Annotated in this window: 17 protein-coding genes; 12 read left to right on the top strand and 5 right to left on the bottom strand. The window is 66.0% G+C overall.

Annotation, left to right across the window (positions count from 1 at the left end; genetic code table 11):
- Positions 1–14: 14 nt before the first annotated feature.
- Complete coding sequence (locus ASD55_RS07055; RefSeq protein ID WP_056718406.1) at positions 15–377, bottom strand: PilZ domain-containing protein; 363 nt, start codon at positions 375–377, stop codon at positions 15–17.
- A 1,001-nt stretch (positions 378–1,378) separates the two neighbouring features.
- On the opposite strand from ASD55_RS07055, the gene ASD55_RS07050 reads away from it, so the two are divergent.
- From ASD55_RS07050 to arsC, 4 genes are read left to right on the top strand one after another with little or no spacing between them, the layout of a single operon-like run.
- Complete coding sequence (locus ASD55_RS07050; protein ID WP_235577764.1) at positions 1,379–2,230, top strand: ScpA family protein; 852 nt, start codon at positions 1,379–1,381, stop codon at positions 2,228–2,230.
- 49 nt (positions 2,231–2,279) lie between these two features.
- Positions 2,280–3,152 (top strand): SMC-Scp complex subunit ScpB, encoded by an 873-nt coding sequence (scpB, locus tag ASD55_RS07045; protein WP_056718391.1) that lies wholly within the window; start codon positions 2,280–2,282, stop codon positions 3,150–3,152.
- Positions 3,149–4,693, top strand: coding sequence for a pseudouridine synthase (locus ASD55_RS07040; RefSeq protein ID WP_056764758.1), 1,545 nt, complete (start codon positions 3,149–3,151; stop codon positions 4,691–4,693). Before scpB ends, ASD55_RS07040 begins: the two co-directional genes overlap by 4 nt.
- 10 nt (positions 4,694–4,703) lie before the next feature.
- The gene (arsC, locus tag ASD55_RS07035) at positions 4,704–5,048 is read left to right on the top strand and encodes an arsenate reductase (glutaredoxin) (protein ID WP_056764755.1); all 345 of its coding nucleotides are present in this window, start codon (positions 4,704–4,706) and stop codon (positions 5,046–5,048) included.
- A 79-nt stretch (positions 5,049–5,127) separates the two neighbouring features.
- On the opposite strand, the gene ASD55_RS07030 is transcribed toward arsC, so the two are convergent.
- Genes ASD55_RS07030 through ASD55_RS07020 form a run of 3 tightly spaced genes read right to left on the bottom strand, consistent with a single transcriptional unit; the run spans position 5,128 to position 8,094 of the window.
- Entirely contained in the window at positions 5,128–5,928 is an 801-nt protein-coding gene (locus ASD55_RS07030) for an amidohydrolase (protein ID WP_200946105.1), read from the bottom strand.
- A 2-nt stretch (positions 5,929–5,930) separates the two neighbouring features.
- A complete protein-coding gene (locus tag ASD55_RS07025; protein WP_056764752.1) occupies positions 5,931–7,073 on the bottom strand; it encodes a pyridoxal phosphate-dependent aminotransferase in 1,143 nt (380 codons plus the stop codon).
- Positions 7,074–7,119: 46 nt separating this feature from the next.
- Positions 7,120–8,094, bottom strand: a complete 975-nt coding sequence (locus tag ASD55_RS07020; RefSeq protein ID WP_056718405.1) for a LysR substrate-binding domain-containing protein — start codon at positions 8,092–8,094, stop codon at positions 7,120–7,122.
- A 175-nt stretch (positions 8,095–8,269) separates the two neighbouring features.
- Between ASD55_RS07020 and ASD55_RS07015 the strand changes: the two genes are divergently transcribed.
- Positions 8,270–9,937: an amidohydrolase gene (locus ASD55_RS07015; protein ID WP_056764749.1), complete on the top strand. Its 1,668-nt coding sequence runs from the start codon at positions 8,270–8,272 to the stop codon at positions 9,935–9,937.
- A 51-nt stretch (positions 9,938–9,988) separates the two neighbouring features.
- Here the strand turns inward: ASD55_RS07015 and ASD55_RS07010 are convergent, their stop codons facing one another.
- Positions 9,989–10,774 (bottom strand): SDR family oxidoreductase, encoded by a 786-nt coding sequence (locus tag ASD55_RS07010; protein WP_056765327.1) that lies wholly within the window; start codon positions 10,772–10,774, stop codon positions 9,989–9,991.
- Positions 10,775–10,992: 218 nt separating this feature from the next.
- On the opposite strand from ASD55_RS07010, the gene ASD55_RS07005 reads away from it, so the two are divergent.
- The 7 genes from ASD55_RS07005 (at position 10,993) to ASD55_RS06975 (ending at position 15,636) form a co-directional block, all read left to right on the top strand.
- Positions 10,993–11,334 carry a hypothetical protein gene (locus ASD55_RS07005; RefSeq protein WP_056718385.1) on the top strand — a complete coding sequence of 114 codons (342 nt, stop codon included), beginning with the start codon at positions 10,993–10,995 and terminating at the stop codon, positions 11,332–11,334.
- A gap of 3 nt (positions 11,335–11,337) precedes the next feature.
- Positions 11,338–11,712 (top strand): GntR family transcriptional regulator, encoded by a 375-nt coding sequence (locus ASD55_RS07000; RefSeq protein WP_007809080.1) that lies wholly within the window; start codon positions 11,338–11,340, stop codon positions 11,710–11,712.
- Complete coding sequence (locus ASD55_RS06995) at positions 11,709–12,566, top strand: ABC transporter ATP-binding protein (RefSeq protein ID WP_007809082.1); 858 nt, start codon at positions 11,709–11,711, stop codon at positions 12,564–12,566. Before ASD55_RS07000 ends, ASD55_RS06995 begins: the two co-directional genes overlap by 4 nt.
- A complete protein-coding gene (locus ASD55_RS06990; protein WP_056764747.1) occupies positions 12,563–13,528 on the top strand; it encodes a hypothetical protein in 966 nt (321 codons plus the stop codon). The genes ASD55_RS06995 and ASD55_RS06990 overlap by 4 nt, the downstream gene beginning before the upstream one ends.
- Before the next feature lie 33 nt (positions 13,529–13,561).
- Positions 13,562–14,245: a hypothetical protein gene (locus ASD55_RS06985; RefSeq protein WP_056764744.1), complete on the top strand. Its 684-nt coding sequence runs from the start codon at positions 13,562–13,564 to the stop codon at positions 14,243–14,245.
- A 40-nt stretch (positions 14,246–14,285) separates the two neighbouring features.
- A complete protein-coding gene (locus ASD55_RS06980; RefSeq protein ID WP_157598889.1) occupies positions 14,286–14,849 on the top strand; it encodes a hypothetical protein in 564 nt (187 codons plus the stop codon).
- Positions 14,850–14,985: 136 nt separating this feature from the next.
- On the top strand, positions 14,986–15,636 hold the full coding sequence (locus tag ASD55_RS06975) for a GDSL-type esterase/lipase family protein (RefSeq protein ID WP_056764741.1): 651 nt from the start codon (positions 14,986–14,988) through the stop codon (positions 15,634–15,636).
- The last annotated feature ends 46 nt before the right edge of the window (positions 15,637–15,682 follow it).

Genomic DNA, 15,682 nt, shown 5'->3' with positions numbered 1-15,682 from the left:
GGATGCGGCGCGGCTCAGCCGTCCTTCCAGTATTCGAGGATGTCGGCGTAGCCGCCCAGCAGGTTCCACAGCGGGACCTGCTTGTCCTCGGGAATGCGGCTGTAGGAAAAGCCGATGTGATGGTCGGAAATGCGGGCGACCGCAGCCTCCAGGTGAATGTGCAGGTTGTGACCGAAGATCATGTCGAGCACCCAGCTCTGGCCCACGTCTCCCGACCACCCCAGCGGGCGCCGCAGCAATGCGCCGGTCGCCGATATGTCCACCAGTTCGGTCGGGTGCGACTCGCCATGACGACTCATCAGCACCGTCGTCTCGATCTGCATGCGCGCCGGACGCAACTGCTCCGGTCCGCCTTGTCCATTCTTGTCGGTCACCATCAACTCCACCATCCGTTTGTGCTTGCGCCTGCTGTTGCTCTTGTTTTCCGCAAACGCTGTTTCACCTTCTTCCTGAAATCGTCGTGTCGCTCCCTGTGGGACGATGCAACCGCCAGCGATTGCACCAGTCGAGCTGTTGGAAAGCAACCAACGTGCCAGTCCGTCCCCTGGTTTATCCCACCACCGCCAGCAGCCCTGATGCTCGGGGAAAAACGGCGCGGACCAGCGAGCCAACGCCACCGCGCGGCGTTCTTCCGCTGCGCCGCGCCCAGGCATCCTCGGTCGCGTCTTCCGCCACCTGCCGACGAGGGCGTCAGCCCTGACGCAAGCTGACCGCAAGTCGACGCATTAGGTCACATGGCGCCCTCGCCTTCCCGTACAACCCGCTTCGAAGGCACAATCCGGATATTGTGCCTGCCTGCGGCCGTGATGCGAAGCTGCCACCTTGCAGTCCGGCCTTCCTCGTTCCATCAGTCATGTCTGCCTGCGCTGGACTTGAAGCCGGCCAGCCGCTACTCTTGGCCCACGCATGGCACCACGGAAACTGCTCGCCGAGCGACAGCGGCGCACCTTGGCTTCCATTCGATGGCTTTCGACCCGACCGGTGAACTGGCGCGATGTGATTCCGCCGTCATCGGCTAGGCGCACCTGCCGTGGCTGACAACCCGCAGTTGGCGCGATTGGTCGCTGGCGACCTGCCTGACCGAACCACGAACGCGTGGCTTCATCATGCCCGTCGTGACGAGTGCGTACGCCACGCCTCGATTTGTATGATTTTGACGAATGCAGCACCCGGGAATGCCGCCTTACCGCCGTGTTCCGAGTACGGACATCCGCATGCCGTGACGGCATGTGAATGACTCCGATCCCGTAGAACGCACTGCCAGCCGCCGAAAGCGGCCCCATGACATGCATTGATGAGCACTGAGCCCGTCGTCGAGCCGCAGAGTCCGGTACCTGCAACGCAGGACGCCTTCGCGTCGGTGCCGCAGCAGCAGGAAATGCCGCTGGCCATCGTGCGCGGCGAACCGATGCTGCAGATGCCGCAGGATCTGTACATCCCGCCGGATGCACTGGAAGTCATCCTGGAGTCGTTCGAGGGTCCGCTGGACCTGCTGCTGTACCTGATCCGCCGGCAGAACCTGGACATCCTGGACATCCCGGTTGCCGAGATCACCCGGCAGTACATGAGTTACATCGAGCTGATGCGCGATGTCATGCGGCTGGAACTGGCCGCCGAATACCTGCTGATGGCCGCGATCCTGGCCGAGATCAAGTCGCGGCTGCTGTTGCCGCGACCGCCGACCGAGGAAGGGCTGGAAGAGGATCCCCGTGCCGAACTGGTACGGCGATTGCAGGAGTACGAACGATTCAAGCGGGCCGCCGAGGACATCGAGGCGCTGCCGCGGCAGGAACGCGACAGCGTGGTGGTCCACGCCGACGTGGGTGAGCGCAACGTCATCAAGTTGCCGCCGCCACTGGAGCTGACCGAGCTGTTGCTGGCACTGAAGGACGTGATGCACCGGGCCGAACTGTTCGGGCACCACGCGATCAAGCGCGAGGCGCTCAGCGTGCGCCAGCGCATGGGCGAATTGCTGAGCCGGCTCGACGACAGCAGCTTCCACCGCTTCGAGAGCCTGTTCGACATCAGCGAGGGACGGCTCGGCATCGTGGTGACCTTCCTGGCGATGCTGGAGCTGGCCAAGGAGATGCTGGTCGAGATCGTCCAGGAGGAACCGCTGGCGCCGATCTACGTGAAGGCGAAAGCGAGCCACATCGAGGAAGCCGCCGAATTGCCGCTGGATGCAGCACAAGACGGCGAACCGGCCGTGATCGAGGCATCCGGCGAATGAACGACACCCTTTGAACGACAGCGACCGAAACGGCATCCGACCCAAGGTTATGCAGATCGAGCAACTCAAATCCATCATCGAGGCCGCCCTGCTGGCCTCCACCCAGCCGATGACCGTGCAGCAGCTGGGCGACCTGTTCGTCGAGGCTGACGAGGTCACGCGCGAGTTGATCGCCCGGGCGCTGGAGTCGCTGGCCGGGGACTGTGACGGCCGCGGCGTCGAGCTGAAGGAAGTGGCGTCGGGGTTCCGCTACCAGGTACGCCAGGACGTGCATCCGTGGATCTCGCGGATGTGGACCGAGCGACCCAGCCGCTATTCACGTGCGCTGCTGGAAACGCTGGCGCTGATCGCCTACCGCCAGCCGATCACCCGGCCCGAAATCGAGCAGATCCGTGGCGTGGTGGTGTCCTCCAACATCATCAAGACGATGGAAGAGCGCGAGTGGATTCGCGTGGTGGGCTACCGCGACGTGCCCGGCAAGCCGGCGCTGTTCGGCACCACCCGCGCCTTTCTCGACTACTTCAACCTGAAATCGCTGGACCAGTTGCCGCCGCTGTCGGAAATCCGCGACATGGAAGACCCGCAGATGCGCTTCGAGCCCGAACCCCTGCCCGCCCGCGTCGCACGCGACCTGCCGATCGACCCGGACGAGGAAATGCCGGACGACAGCAGCCCGGACAACGACGGCGCGATCGACGACGAACACGAACACCCGGTATCCGCCGACGTCGCGGATACCGATCACAGCGACACCACGGCCGACGCCGATGCGCCGACCACGACACCCGAGGCCGTCGAGCCTGGCCCAGAATCGGGCCCACTTGCCGACCAACCGATTGCCACTGCCGACGAGGCAGCGAACCCCGCCGCGGATGCCGACACCGGCACCGCCAGCCAAGATACCGAGGAGTACCGCGCATGACTGCGCCGCAAAAATCCGTTTTGTCCCTGAAGCGCGAACCGCGCATCGACACCGACGCACCCGCGCTGGAAGAGCGCCTGCACAAGGTGCTGGCGAACGCCGGCCTGGGCTCGCGCCGCATGCTGGAGCAACGCATCCAGTCCGGCGAAGTCGAGCTCAACGGCGCCCCTGCCGAGATCGGCATGAGCGTGAAGGCCGGTGACCGCGTGGTCATGGACGGCAAGCAGTTCGTCGTGGCCACCGACAGCCGCGACGACGCCGAGGTGCTGATCTACCACAAGCCCGAAGGCGTGCTGACCACCCGCGACGATCCCGACGGCCGCCCCAACGTGTTCGAACAGCTGCCGCGCCTGAAGGGCGCGCGCTGGGTCGCCGTGGGTCGCCTCGACATCAATACCACCGGCCTGCTGCTGCTGACCACCGACGGCGAACTGGCCAACGGCCTGATGCATCCCAAGAGCGGCCTCGAGCGCGAATACCTGTGCCGCGTGCATGGCGAAGTGCCCGACGAGATCATCGAGCGGCTGAAGGCCGGCGTGGAGCTGGAAGACGGTCCCGCCCGCTTCGACGAGATCGCGGTGATCAGCCGCGGTGGCAGCCACAGCTGGTTCCGCGTGGTGATCCGCGAAGGCCGCAACCGCGAAGTGCGCCGGCTGTGGGACTCGCAGGGTTTCCTGGTCAGCCGCCTGAAGCGCATCCGCTACGGCAAGATCGAACTGCCGCGCAACCTGCGCCGTGGCGAGTGCGAAGCGCTGGACGCCGAAAGCGTCAAGCAGCTGCGCCAGACCACCGGCCTGGGTGCGGCGCAGCCGGTGCTCACGCTGAGTCCGGTGCTGCACCAGCGTCGCGCCAGCCGCAGCGTCACCGAATATCGTCCCGAACGTGGCGCCGGCACGGCCTGGACCGGCGGCCAGGACGAAGCGCGCGAACTGCGTGCCTACGACCGCATCCGCGAGGAACCGGTCCGCGGCCGCAAGCCGCCGCGACGTGACGGCCGGGAAGTGAACGGCAACGTGGCGCGCCCCGAACGTGGCGCGGGCGCTGGCGCCCGAGGCGGCAAGAGTCGCCGTGTGGCGCCGGGCCAGGAACTGCCCTCGGTGCGCACCTGGTTCGCCGGCGAAAGTCGCGAAGGCGGTGCCGGTCGTCCCGGCGCACCGCGCGGCAATGCCGGCGCCCCGGGCAATCGTCGCCCGGCCGGTGGCAAGCCGTTCGGCGCACGTTCCGCGGGCGAAGGCCGCAGCGCCGGCGCCGCCGGTCCGTACAGCGGTTTTGGCGGCGAATCACGGGGCAACAGCGCAGGAGGCAATCGCGCTCCGGGCAATCGTGGTCCGCGTCCGCAGGGACAAGGACAGGGACAGGCCCAGGGCAACCGTTCGCATGGCAACCAGGCTCGCCCGCAAGGACAGGGTGGCAATCGCCCCCAGGGTTCCGGTCGACCGCAGGGTCAGGGCGGCAACCGTCCGCATGGCGGCGCGCGGCCCGCGGGCTCCGGCGGTGGACGTCCGCCAGGCCGCGGCGGCAACCGTTCGGGCAATCGCTGAGGCCTGACCGATGGTGCGGATCTATCACAACAGCCGCTGTTCGAAATCGCGCGCCACGCTGGCGCTGCTGCAGGAACGCGGCGCCGACGTCGAGGTGGTCAACTACCTCGACAGGCCGCCGACGGCCGCCGAGCTTTCGACCTTGCTGCAGCAACTGGGGATGACGCCACGCCAGTTGCTGCGCCAGGGCGAGGACGATTACCAGACCCTGGGCCTGGACAACCCCTCGCTCGACGACCAGGCCCTGATCGCCGCGATGGTCGCGCATCCGAAACTGATCGAGCGACCGATCGTGGTCGCCAACGGCAAGGCGGCGCTCGGCCGTCCGCCCGAGGCCGTGCTGGCGATACTCTGAACCCGTCACCGACCCATCGACAAAAGCCGCCTTCGAGGCGGCTTTTTGTTGCCAGGCGAACGACCATGCGGCGAGTCGGTCAACCCGGGTCGAGCGAGAACGCGTCGGCATCCATCCATGCCGGGAAGCGTTCGCGATGGGCCAGCAGCGGCGCCGGATCCAGCGTGATCGTCACCACCTGTTCCTGCGCGCCCAGTTCCACCAGCGGTTCGCCGACCGGATCGAGTACCGCGCTGTCGCCGGCATACGGGATCTCGTTGCCGTCCACGCCGACCCGGTTCACGCCGACCACGTAGCTGAGGTTCTCGATCGCGCGGGCGCGCAGCAAGGTACGCCACGGCTGCCGGCGCGGTGACGGCCAGTTCGCCACGAACACGGCCAGGTCGTAGTCCATGCCGCCGGTGGCAGACGCCAGCCGGCGGTTGCGCAGCCACACCGGGAAGCGCAGGTCGTAGCAGACCTGCGGCAGGATGCGCCAACCCTTCAGCTCCACGATCAGCCGCTCGTTGCCACCGCCGTAGCGGGTGTGCTCGCCGGCCATGCGGAACAGGTGGCGCTTGTCGTACTGCTGGAAGCTGCCATCCGGCTGCATCCACAACAGGCGGTTGTAGACCACGCCATCCTCGCGGATCGCCAGGCTGCCGCAGATCACCGCGCCGACCTCGATCGCCAGCGCGCGCAGCCAGGCCACGCCCTCGCCGTCCATGCTGTCGGCGCTGGCCTGGATGTCGTTGCTGAAACCGGACAGGAACGTCTCCGGCAGCACGATCAGGTCGCTGCCTCTGGCCTGGCGTACCAGCGCACCGTAATAGTCGCGATTGGCCGGCGCGTCGTGCCAGCGGGTGGCGCCCTGCACCAGCGAAACCTGCAGTGGTTGCATGCTCATAGCTTGCACAGGCGTTCCGCCGCCGCTTCCATGGTGGCGTCGCTCTTGGCATAACACAGGCGCAGCAATCGCGTTCCCGGCGCCTGTTCGTAGAACGGCGTCAACGGGATAGCCGCCACCCCGCCCTGTTCGACCAGCCAGCGGCTGAAGCCGAGGTCGTCCTCGTCGCGGATCGCCGAGTAGTCGACCAGCTGGAAATAGCCGCCCGGCACGTCGAGCAGCTTGAATCGCGAAGGCGCCAGCAGTGCACGGAAACGGTCGCGCTTGGCCTGATAGAACGCCGGCAATTCCAGGTAATGCTGCGGCGTGCTGGCCATGAATTCGGCGAACGCCACCTGCGCCGGATGGAAGGTGCAGAAGGTGAGGTATTGATGCACCTTGCGGAACTCGGCGCTCAGCGCGGCCGGCGCCACCGCGTAGCCGACCTTCCAGCCGGTGCAGTGATAGGTCTTGCCGAAGGAGGACACCACGAAGCTGCGCTCGGCCAGTTCCGGACGGCGCAGCACGCTTTCGTGCTGGGCGCCGTCGTAGACGATGTGCTCGTAGACCTCGTCGGACAGCACCACGATCTCCGTGTCGCGCACGATCGCCGCCAATTCGTCCAGATCCGCCGCCGACAACACCGCACCGGACGGGTTGTGCGGCGTGTTGATCATGATCATGCGGGTCTTCGGCGTCACCGCCTCGCGCACGCGCTGCCAGTCGATCGAGAACGCCGGCACGGTCAGCGGGATGTGCACCGCACGCGCGCCCTGCAGGTCGATCGCCGGCTCGTAGCAGTCGTAGGCCGGATCGAACACGATCACTTCCTCGCCCGCGCGCACCATGGCGGCGATTGCCGCGAAGATCGCCTCGGTGGCGCCGGAGGTCACCGTGATGTCGGTATCGACGTTGAGCTTGCGGCCATACAGGCGTTCGGTCTTCAGCGCGATCTGCTCGCGCAGCGCCGCGGTGCCGTGCATCGGCGCGTACTGGTTGCGGCCGTCGTTCATCGCGTGGTTCAGCGCGTCGCGCAATGCCTGCGGCGGCTCGAAGTCGGGAAAACCCTGGCCCAGGTTCACCGCCTTGTGCTCCAGCGCCAGCTGGCTCATCACGCTGAAGATGGTGGTGCCGACTTTCGGAAGCTTGGTTTCGATCATTGTCATTCGGCCGTATGGATGTCCATAAAGGTTCAAGCGTAGCGCATCAGGACTTCGGCAGCGCATCGAGTGGGCGCTGCTTGCACTGTTCGTGCTTGAGCAGGGTGGTGACCGGCAGGCGCTCGGCCAGGAAATCCACCAGCGCCCGCACGCCGGGTAGCATGCCGCGCCGGCTGGGGTAGACGAAATGCATGGTGCCCTCGGGCATGCTCCAGTCCGGCAGCACCACTTCGAGATCGCCCGCCGTGATCGCCGGCGCGCAGACGAACTCCGGCAGCAGCGCCACGCCCATGCCGCGGCGGGCGGCTTCCAGCAACACGGCGAAATCACCGGTGATCAGGCGTGCATGCACCTCCACGTTGACCTGGGCGCCGCCCGCGTCAGTCAGCTCCCACGTCTGCGCGCCCTCGTGCTCGCGCATCGACAACGCCGGCAGCCTGGCCAGTTCGTCCGGGGAGGTCGGTCGCCCCTGCGCCTTCAGCAATGCAGGACTGGCCACCAGCTTGGTGCGGGAGTTGCCAAAACTGCGCACCACCAGGTTCGCATCGGTATCCAGCTTGTTGCGCACGCGGATCGCCAGGTCGTAGCCCTCGCCGATCACGTCGACCCGGCGATCGCTGGAAAGCAGGCGCACCTGCATCTTCGGATACTGCGCCAGGAAGTCGGGCAGCAGATAGGCCAGCACCGTCTGGGTCAGGGACACCGGGCAACTCAGACGCACCACGCCGCGCGGCTCGGCGCGCAACTCGTCCACTGCGTCCTGCGCCGCCTGCGCCTCTTCCAGCACGGCGCGGCAATGCGCATAGAAGCGCTCGCCCACCTCGGTCACCACGAAGCGCCGGGTGGTCCGCTGCAACAGGCGCACGCCGAGCCGTTCCTCCAGCTGCGCGACCCGCTTGCTGAGACGCGACTTCGGCACACCCAGAGCGCGGCCGGCGGCGGAGAAGCCGGCGTGCTCCACCACGGCGGCAAAGAAGTAAAGGTCGTTGAGGTCCTGCAGGGCGCCGCTCAATACGGTCATCGTCGTTTCCATTTGGGGACGATTGATCAGAAAGGACACATCCACCGTCAGATTGTTCCGAATATATCCGCTTTGCATCGACGGTCAATCAAGTCGCGACCGTTTGCACGCGGTGGAAAAAACGGGCCGGGGCAGACACACTGGAGCTTCGCCCACCCATCATCGGACCCCACCCATGATCCGTTCGCTCCGCTTTTCCCTGCTGGCCCTGCTGGTGCTGGCACCGGTGGCTTCGGCCGCCGACCTGCTGGTCAGCAACGTCAACGGCTACACCCTCGACAGCCATGGCAAGCTGCAGCATTTCCAGGCCTTGCTGGTGGACCAGGGCAAGGTCGTAGCCACCGGCACCAGCGCCGACCTGATCAAGCGCGCCGGTGGCGCGAAGGTCGTCGACGGCCACGGCCGGACCCTGCTGCCGGGGCTGATCGACGCTCACGGCCACGTGCTCGAACTCGGCTACGCCCGCAACAGCGTGGATCTCAGCACCACGAAATCGCTGGACGAAGCGCTGGCGAAAGTGAAGGCGTATGCCGCGGCCCATCCTGACGCGAAGTGGATACGCGGCGGCGGCTGGAACCAGGAAATCTGGAAGCTGGGGCGTTTCCCCACTGCGAAAGAGCTTGATGCCGTGGTGTCCGACCGACCGGTATGGCTGAGCCGCATCGATGGCCATGCCGCATGGGCTAACTCAGCGGCGATCAAGCTGGCCGGCGTCAGCAAGACCACCCGGGACCCCAGCGGCGGACGCATCGAGCGCGACGCCCACGGCAACCCGTCCGGTGTCTTCGTCGATGGCGCCGTGGACCTGGTCAACGCCGTGGTGCCGGCGTTGACGCAGCAGGACCGGATCGAGGCGCTGGACACCGCGCTGGCCGAGATGGCCAGCGTCGGGCTTACCGGCGTCAGCGATGCGGGCATCGATCTGGAGAACTACCAGCTGTATCGGCAGTACGCCGACGCGCACAAGCTCACCGCGCGCATTTACGCGATGATCCGCGACACCGGCGAGGCCTTCGACGCGATCAGCAAGGACGGCCCGCTGATCGGCTACGGCAACGACTTCCTCACCGTACGCTCGGTCAAGCTGTTCGCCGACGGCGCACTGGGCAGCCGCGGCGCGGCGATGCTGAAGCCCTACTCCGACGATCCGCACAACAGCGGCCTGCTGTTCCTGTCGCCGGCGGTGATGACTTCGAAGATCGAGAAGGCCTTCGGCAAGGGCTACCAGGTCGGCATCCATGCCATCGGCGACCACGCCAACCGCGAGGTGCTGGACAGCTTCGCCGCCGCCTACAAGACCCATCCGGATGCGGTGGCCCTGCGCAACCGCGTCGAACATGCGCAGATCGTTTCGCTGCAGGACATCCCGCGCTTCGTGAGCCTGCACCTGATCGCCTCGATGCAGCCCACCCATGCCACCTCGGACATGAACATGGCCGAGGACCGGATCGGCCACGAGCGCATCAAGGGTGCCTATGCCTGGCAGCGTTTCCTCAAGCAGGGCACCGTGATCGCCGCCGGCTCGGACTTCCCCGTGGAATCGCCCGATCCGTTCTACGGGTTGTATTCGGCGGTGACCCGCGAGGACCATCAGGGTCAGCCCCCGGGTGGCTGGTACCCGCAGCAGGACCTGAGCCTGACCGAGGCCCTGCGTGCTTTCACCCTGGACGCGGCCTACGCCGAGCATGCCGAGAAGACCCTGGGCACGTTGGAACCGGGCAAGTGGGCCGACTTCATCCTGATCGATCACGACGTGATGAAGGACCCTTCCAGCAAGATCTGGAACACGAAGGTCTTGCAGACCTGGGTCGGCGGCAAGCAGGTCTACGTCGCCAGGGACTGACCATCGGCCCGCAAGGGCCGGCGTCCGTGCCTGCCCTTGCCGTGGTGGCGCTCAGATCGTCGAGGTCTTGCCGCCATCCATCGGGATGATGGCGCCGGTGACATAACTGGCCCGCGCCGAGGCGAGGAAAACCGCGACATCGGCAATCTCGGCGGGCTCGGCCATGCGCCCCAGTGGAATGCCGGCCAGCTGACTTGCCAGCAGCGCCTCGCGCGCTTGCCCGCTCGCCCGCACCGCGGCGTCCAGTCCTTCGTCGACGCGGCCGGTACGGGTTATCCCCGGATTGATCGCATTCACCCGCACGCCCCTGCCGGCGTAGGCATTGGCATAGCCCACGGTGGCCAGCATCAGGGCGGCGTTCGCCGAACCGCCGCCGATGTGCTGCGGATTGGCCTGGCGACCGCCCTGCCCGATCACGTTGACGATGCTTCCCGTGCCACGCGCCGCCATCGCACGAATCACCGGATCGATTGCGTGCATGTAGCTGAGGTACTTCGCCTGCATCGCCGCGAGCACGGCGGTCGCGTCCAGTTCGTCCGGCGGCGTGCGCCGGGCGGCACCCGCGCAATTGACCAGCACGTCGATGGGCCCGTGGTCGTTGACGATGCGTTCCATCACCAGTTGCGCCGCCACGCTGTCCTTGAGATCTGCCGGGTCGACATCCATGGCCAGGCCCAGCGACGCCAGTTGCTCCTGCGCGACACACAGGTTGGCCGGATTGCGGGAAACGCCGATCACGCTGGCGCCTTCGCGGGCGAAGGCGATCGCGCAAGCCAGTCCGATGCCCTTGCTTGCGCCGGTGATGACGACGATGCGACCAGCCAGTTCAAGATCCACGTTCACCTCCGGATTGACGCCGGGTATTGAAGCATGAAGCCCGCGCAGCGCGGGCCAACGGCGCAACCGTCTCCGCCGGATGGATGGCCCGCACGGGCGATCGGCGCCCCCCTGCCATCAGTCATGTTGCCAATGTGCCTCCGGCCTATTGACGGCTTAAAACTCGGTGTTATAGTTCACTACAACACCACCCAACGAGGTCACCAAGGAGGCCCGTCATGAAAGCGCACAACCTGATCGCCAGCGCCGCCGCCGTCCTGCTCACCGTCGCGAGCCTGAGCGTCGTCAACTACAACGTCGACAGCCAGCCGGCCGCAGCTGCCCAGCAGGGCGCCGCCCGCGTCACCAACCTGGCACCGGTCCAGGTTCGCCCCAGCGCAGCGGAAATGCGCAGCGCGGCCCTGCTGCCCGGGAACGACACCGCCACCATCGCCACGATGTCGGTGCTGGGCAACCTGGGCGAGTCCGACGGCGCCGGGCAATTCAGCCTGCTCGGGTCGCAACTGGCCATGCCCTACTATTCGTTTGGCAACAAATTCGGTCGCATCAGCAAGGAATAAGACATGACCATTACCTGGAACGACAGCGTCCCGATCTATCGCCAACTGCACCAGCGTGTCGTGGCGATGATCCTGGACGGCGCCTTGAACGAGGGCGACCCGCTGCCGTCGGTACGCCAGGTGGCAGCGGAATATCAGATCAATCCGCTGACGGTATCCAAGGCATACCAGGAACTGGTCGACGAACAACTGGTTGAGAAACGGAGGGGCTTGGGCATGTTCGTCATTGAAGGCGCTCGCGAGGCGCTGCTGAAATCGGAACGCGAGCGCTTCCTGCGCGAAGAGTGGCCGGCGCTGTTTGCACGGCTGCAGCGGATGGGGCTGGATCTCAAGACACTGCTGCGCGAAGCCGCCACGGACAAGGAGGAAGGATCATGAGCGCGGTAATCACGGCCAACGGCCTGACCAAGCGGTACAAGTCGGCGCTGGCGCTGGACAACACCAGCTTCCAGATCGAGCCCGGCCGCATCGTGGGCCTGATCGGTCCCAACGGTGCCGGCAAGACCACCGCGCTGAAGGCCATCCTGGGATTGACCGACTTCAGCGGCGAGCTGAACGTGCTGGGTTTCGACCCGCGCAAGCAGCGCGACAAGCTGATGGGCGAAGTCTGCTTCATCGCCGACGTGGCCGTGCTGCCGCGCTGGATCAAGGTGAGCCAGGCGATCGACTTCGTCGCCAACGTGCATCCGCGCTTCGACCGCAAGAAGTGCGAGGCCTTTCTGGCTCGCACCAAGCTGCAGCCCGACCAGCGCGTGCGGCAGATGTCCAAGGGCATGATCGTGCAGCTGCACCTGGCGCTGGTGATGGCGATCGACGCCCGCCTGCTGATCCTGGACGAACCCACGCTGGGCCTGGACATCCTCTACCGCAAGCAGTTCTACCAGAACCTGCTGGAAGACTACTTCGACGAGAACAAGACGATCATCGTCACCACCCACCAGGTCGAGGAAGTCGAACACATCCTCACCGACCTGATGTTCATCCGCGATGGCAGGATCGTGCTGGATGCGGACATGGACGCGGTGGGCGAACGCTTCATCGAGGTGATGGTGGGCGCCGACAAGGCCGATGCGGCCCGGGCATTGAAGCCCATCGACGAACGCCAGGTCTTCGGCAAGAGCATTTTTCTGTTTGACGGCGCGAACCGCGCGGTGCTGGAACAGCTGGGCGAAACCCGCCGGCCGTCCATCAGCGACCTGTTCGTCGCCACCATGAAGGGAACCTACGCATGAAAACCTTCTACTGGCTGGTAAAGCGCGAATTCTGGGAACATCGGGGCGGCTTCTTCTGGGCGCCGATCATCACCGGCGGCATCTTCCTGCTGCTGAACATCATGGGCATCATCACCGCCGAGGTGCTCGGCGCCCGCCAGGGCATCAGCTTCGGCGCCAGCGGCGGACTGCGCAAGGTCATCGAGGGCATGGACGCCGGCGACATGAGCAAGGTCGGGTTCGCCCTGGACATCGCGATGTACTCGGCAATGGGATTGCTGATCGTGGTGCTCGGCTTCGTGGTGTTCTTCTACTGCCTCGGCGCGCTGTACGACGATCGCCGTGACCGCAGCATCCTGTTCTGGAAATCGCTGCCGATCTCCGACGCGAGCACCGTGTTGTCCAAGGTCGTCAGCGCCACCGTCGTCGCACCCATCGTGGCCGTGATCGTGGGCATCATCGTGGGCATGTTGCAACTGCTGATCGTGGCGATCACGCTGTCCTTCCACGGCGTCAACGTGTGGCAGCTGCTGGTACTGGCGCACCCGTTCAAGGTCATGTTCAACCTGATCGGCTACATCCCGCTGTATGTGTTGTGGGCTGCGCCCGCGGTGGGCTGGTTGCTGATCTGTTCGGCCTGGGCACGCAGCAAGCCGTTCCTGTGGGCGGTGGCACTGCCGGTCGGCGCCGGTCTGCTGGTGAGCTGGTTCGGCATCATGGGCCTGTTCAACCTGCCGGCCACCTGGTTCTGGAAGAACATCGTGCAGCGCGCCCTGTTCAGCGTGTTCCCCGGCACCGGCAGCATCTTCAGCGCGGACAGCGACAACATGGTCAGCCACGTCACCGGCAACGGCAGCGACGTCCTGGACCTGGTCAACACCTGGCACCTGGCAGCCTCGCCGAACCTGTGGATCGGTGTGGTGATCGGCGCCGCCCTGCTGGCCGGTGCGACCTGGTTCCGCCGCTGGCGCGACGACAGCTGACCCATCCTGACGAATCACAAGGGAGAACACACGATGAAAAGCCATCTCTTCGCCAGCGGCATCCTCGCATCGGCTCTGCTGCTGCCGCTGGCCGCCTGCAGCCACTCGGACCAGGACATCCCGGCGGCAAAGGAAGCCAGCACCCAGACCTCGTCCTCGTCGATCGCCGCCAAAGTCCGTGAGGGCATCGAGCAGGCCAAGCAGGAACTGGCCACCAAGGACATCAGCATCGGCGACGTCCACTTCAACACGGAACCGGGCGTCCACCACGACTCCTCCCTGCCCAAGGCGGCGATCACCCCGCAAGGCAACCTGGTGATCGCGGGCAAGCCGATCGATGCCACGCCGGAGCAGCACGTCATGCTGGTCGACTACCGACAGCAGGTCCTCGGCATCGCCGAGGCCGGCATGGACATCGGTGCACAGGGCGCGGACATCGGCGTCACTGCGGCGAAGCAGGCCATCTGGGGTGCGCTCAGCGGCAAGGACGACAAGGAGATCGAGGCGAGCATCAAGCCGCAGACCGACAAGATCCAGGCCGCCGCCATGGCCCTGTGCAAGCGGCTGCCGGACCTGCTGGTCTCGCAGCAGAAGCTCGCCGCGGCGATGCCGGCATTCAGGCCCTACGCCACGATGACGCAAAAGGACATCGACGACTGCGGCAAGGAGATGACCGACAAGGATGGCAAGAAGGGCTTTGCCGTGTTCTCCGACTGAGCGAACCCGCCTCCGTCGGCCGCCCCGGCGGCGGGCGGAGTTGCACCATGATCACAGGCGCTCTCTTGAACCGAACAACGGACCTGTCATGAAAGCTCTCGCCCGCCCGCTCCTTCTCGCCGTACTGGCATGCACGCTCGCTGCCTGCAATACGCCCGACGCCATCATGGCCAATGGTGCGATCACTCTGGATGGAAACCAGGTGACCCTGCGCGTCATCGGCGCGTCGAAGGCCACGATCGATGCCGACGGCGCGTTCACCGTCGACGGCAAGCCTGTCGTCACCACGCCCGCCGAACGCAGCCTGCTGGCCCAGTGCGTGCGCTCGGTGCATGAAACCGGCCTGGCCATGGGCAAGGCCGGCGTCCGCATGGCGGCCAAAGCGGTCGTGGCCAGCACGTCCTCCGCGCCGGGCAATGCGGACGACACAGCCGAGGCGGGAGCCGGGCAAATGCAGCAGCTGAGCCTCGACATCTGCAAAGCGCAGGCTTCGATCAAGACCGCGCAGGATCAGCTGGCCACGCAACTGGCGTCCTTCAAGCCCTACGCTTCGATCGTCAGCTCATCCGACGTGGCCGATTGCGAGAGCGACGCCAAGGACTGACGACGGACCATCCGGCACGTGTGCCGGACGGGACCCTTCCCGCGCGGATACCGCCTGTATCCACCCCTTCCGCTCCACCGTTCATTCCACGAAGTCGTCCCGACTGCGTCGGCCTCCCGCACCCCGAGGAACCACCATGCGCCTCCTCCCCTGCCTCCTGTTTGCACTGACTCTCGCCGCACCGCTGGCGCAAGCCTCGCCATCCCCCGCCAGCGATGCCACGGCACGGACCGGGACCGTTCTGCTGGTCGGTGACAGCCTGAGCTCGGCGCACCGCATCCCGGCCGAGGCAGGCTGGGTAAACCTGCTGCAGCAACGCGTCGACCACGCCACGACGACTCCGCCTTCGATCGTCAACGCCAGCCGCGGTGGCAAGACCATGGATGACGCGCTGAAGGAACTGCCCGCATTGATCACCGCCCACCACCCGCGGCTGATCATCCTCGAGCTGGGTGCCAACGACGCCATCCTCGGCGCCAATCGGCAAACGCTGGAACAGCACATGACCCAGCTGATCGACCTGGCCCAGGCCTCGGGAGCGAAGGTCGCCGTACTGGGTTTCGAGATTCCGCCCAAGCTCGACAAGGATCACTGCGCAGACACCCTGCGGCAGGTCTATGCCCGGGTTGCGAAGGATCAGCACGTCACGCTGCTGCCGTCCCTGATGGCCGGCATTTCGGACAAGCCCACCCTGCTGCTGGATGACGGCGTGCATCCGACGGCGGTCGCCCAAGTGCGCATGCTCGACAACGCATGGCCCACGCTGCGTCCGTTGCTGATCAACTGAAGACAACGACAAGTCGACGAAAGTGGCCCGCATGGTGCGGGCCACT

Origin of the sequence: Rhodanobacter sp. Root561, assembly GCF_001427365.1 — a bacterium.
Lineage (GTDB): Bacteria > Pseudomonadota > Gammaproteobacteria > Xanthomonadales > Rhodanobacteraceae > Rhodanobacter.
This window is presented reverse-complemented; position numbering and strand designations above follow the sequence as displayed.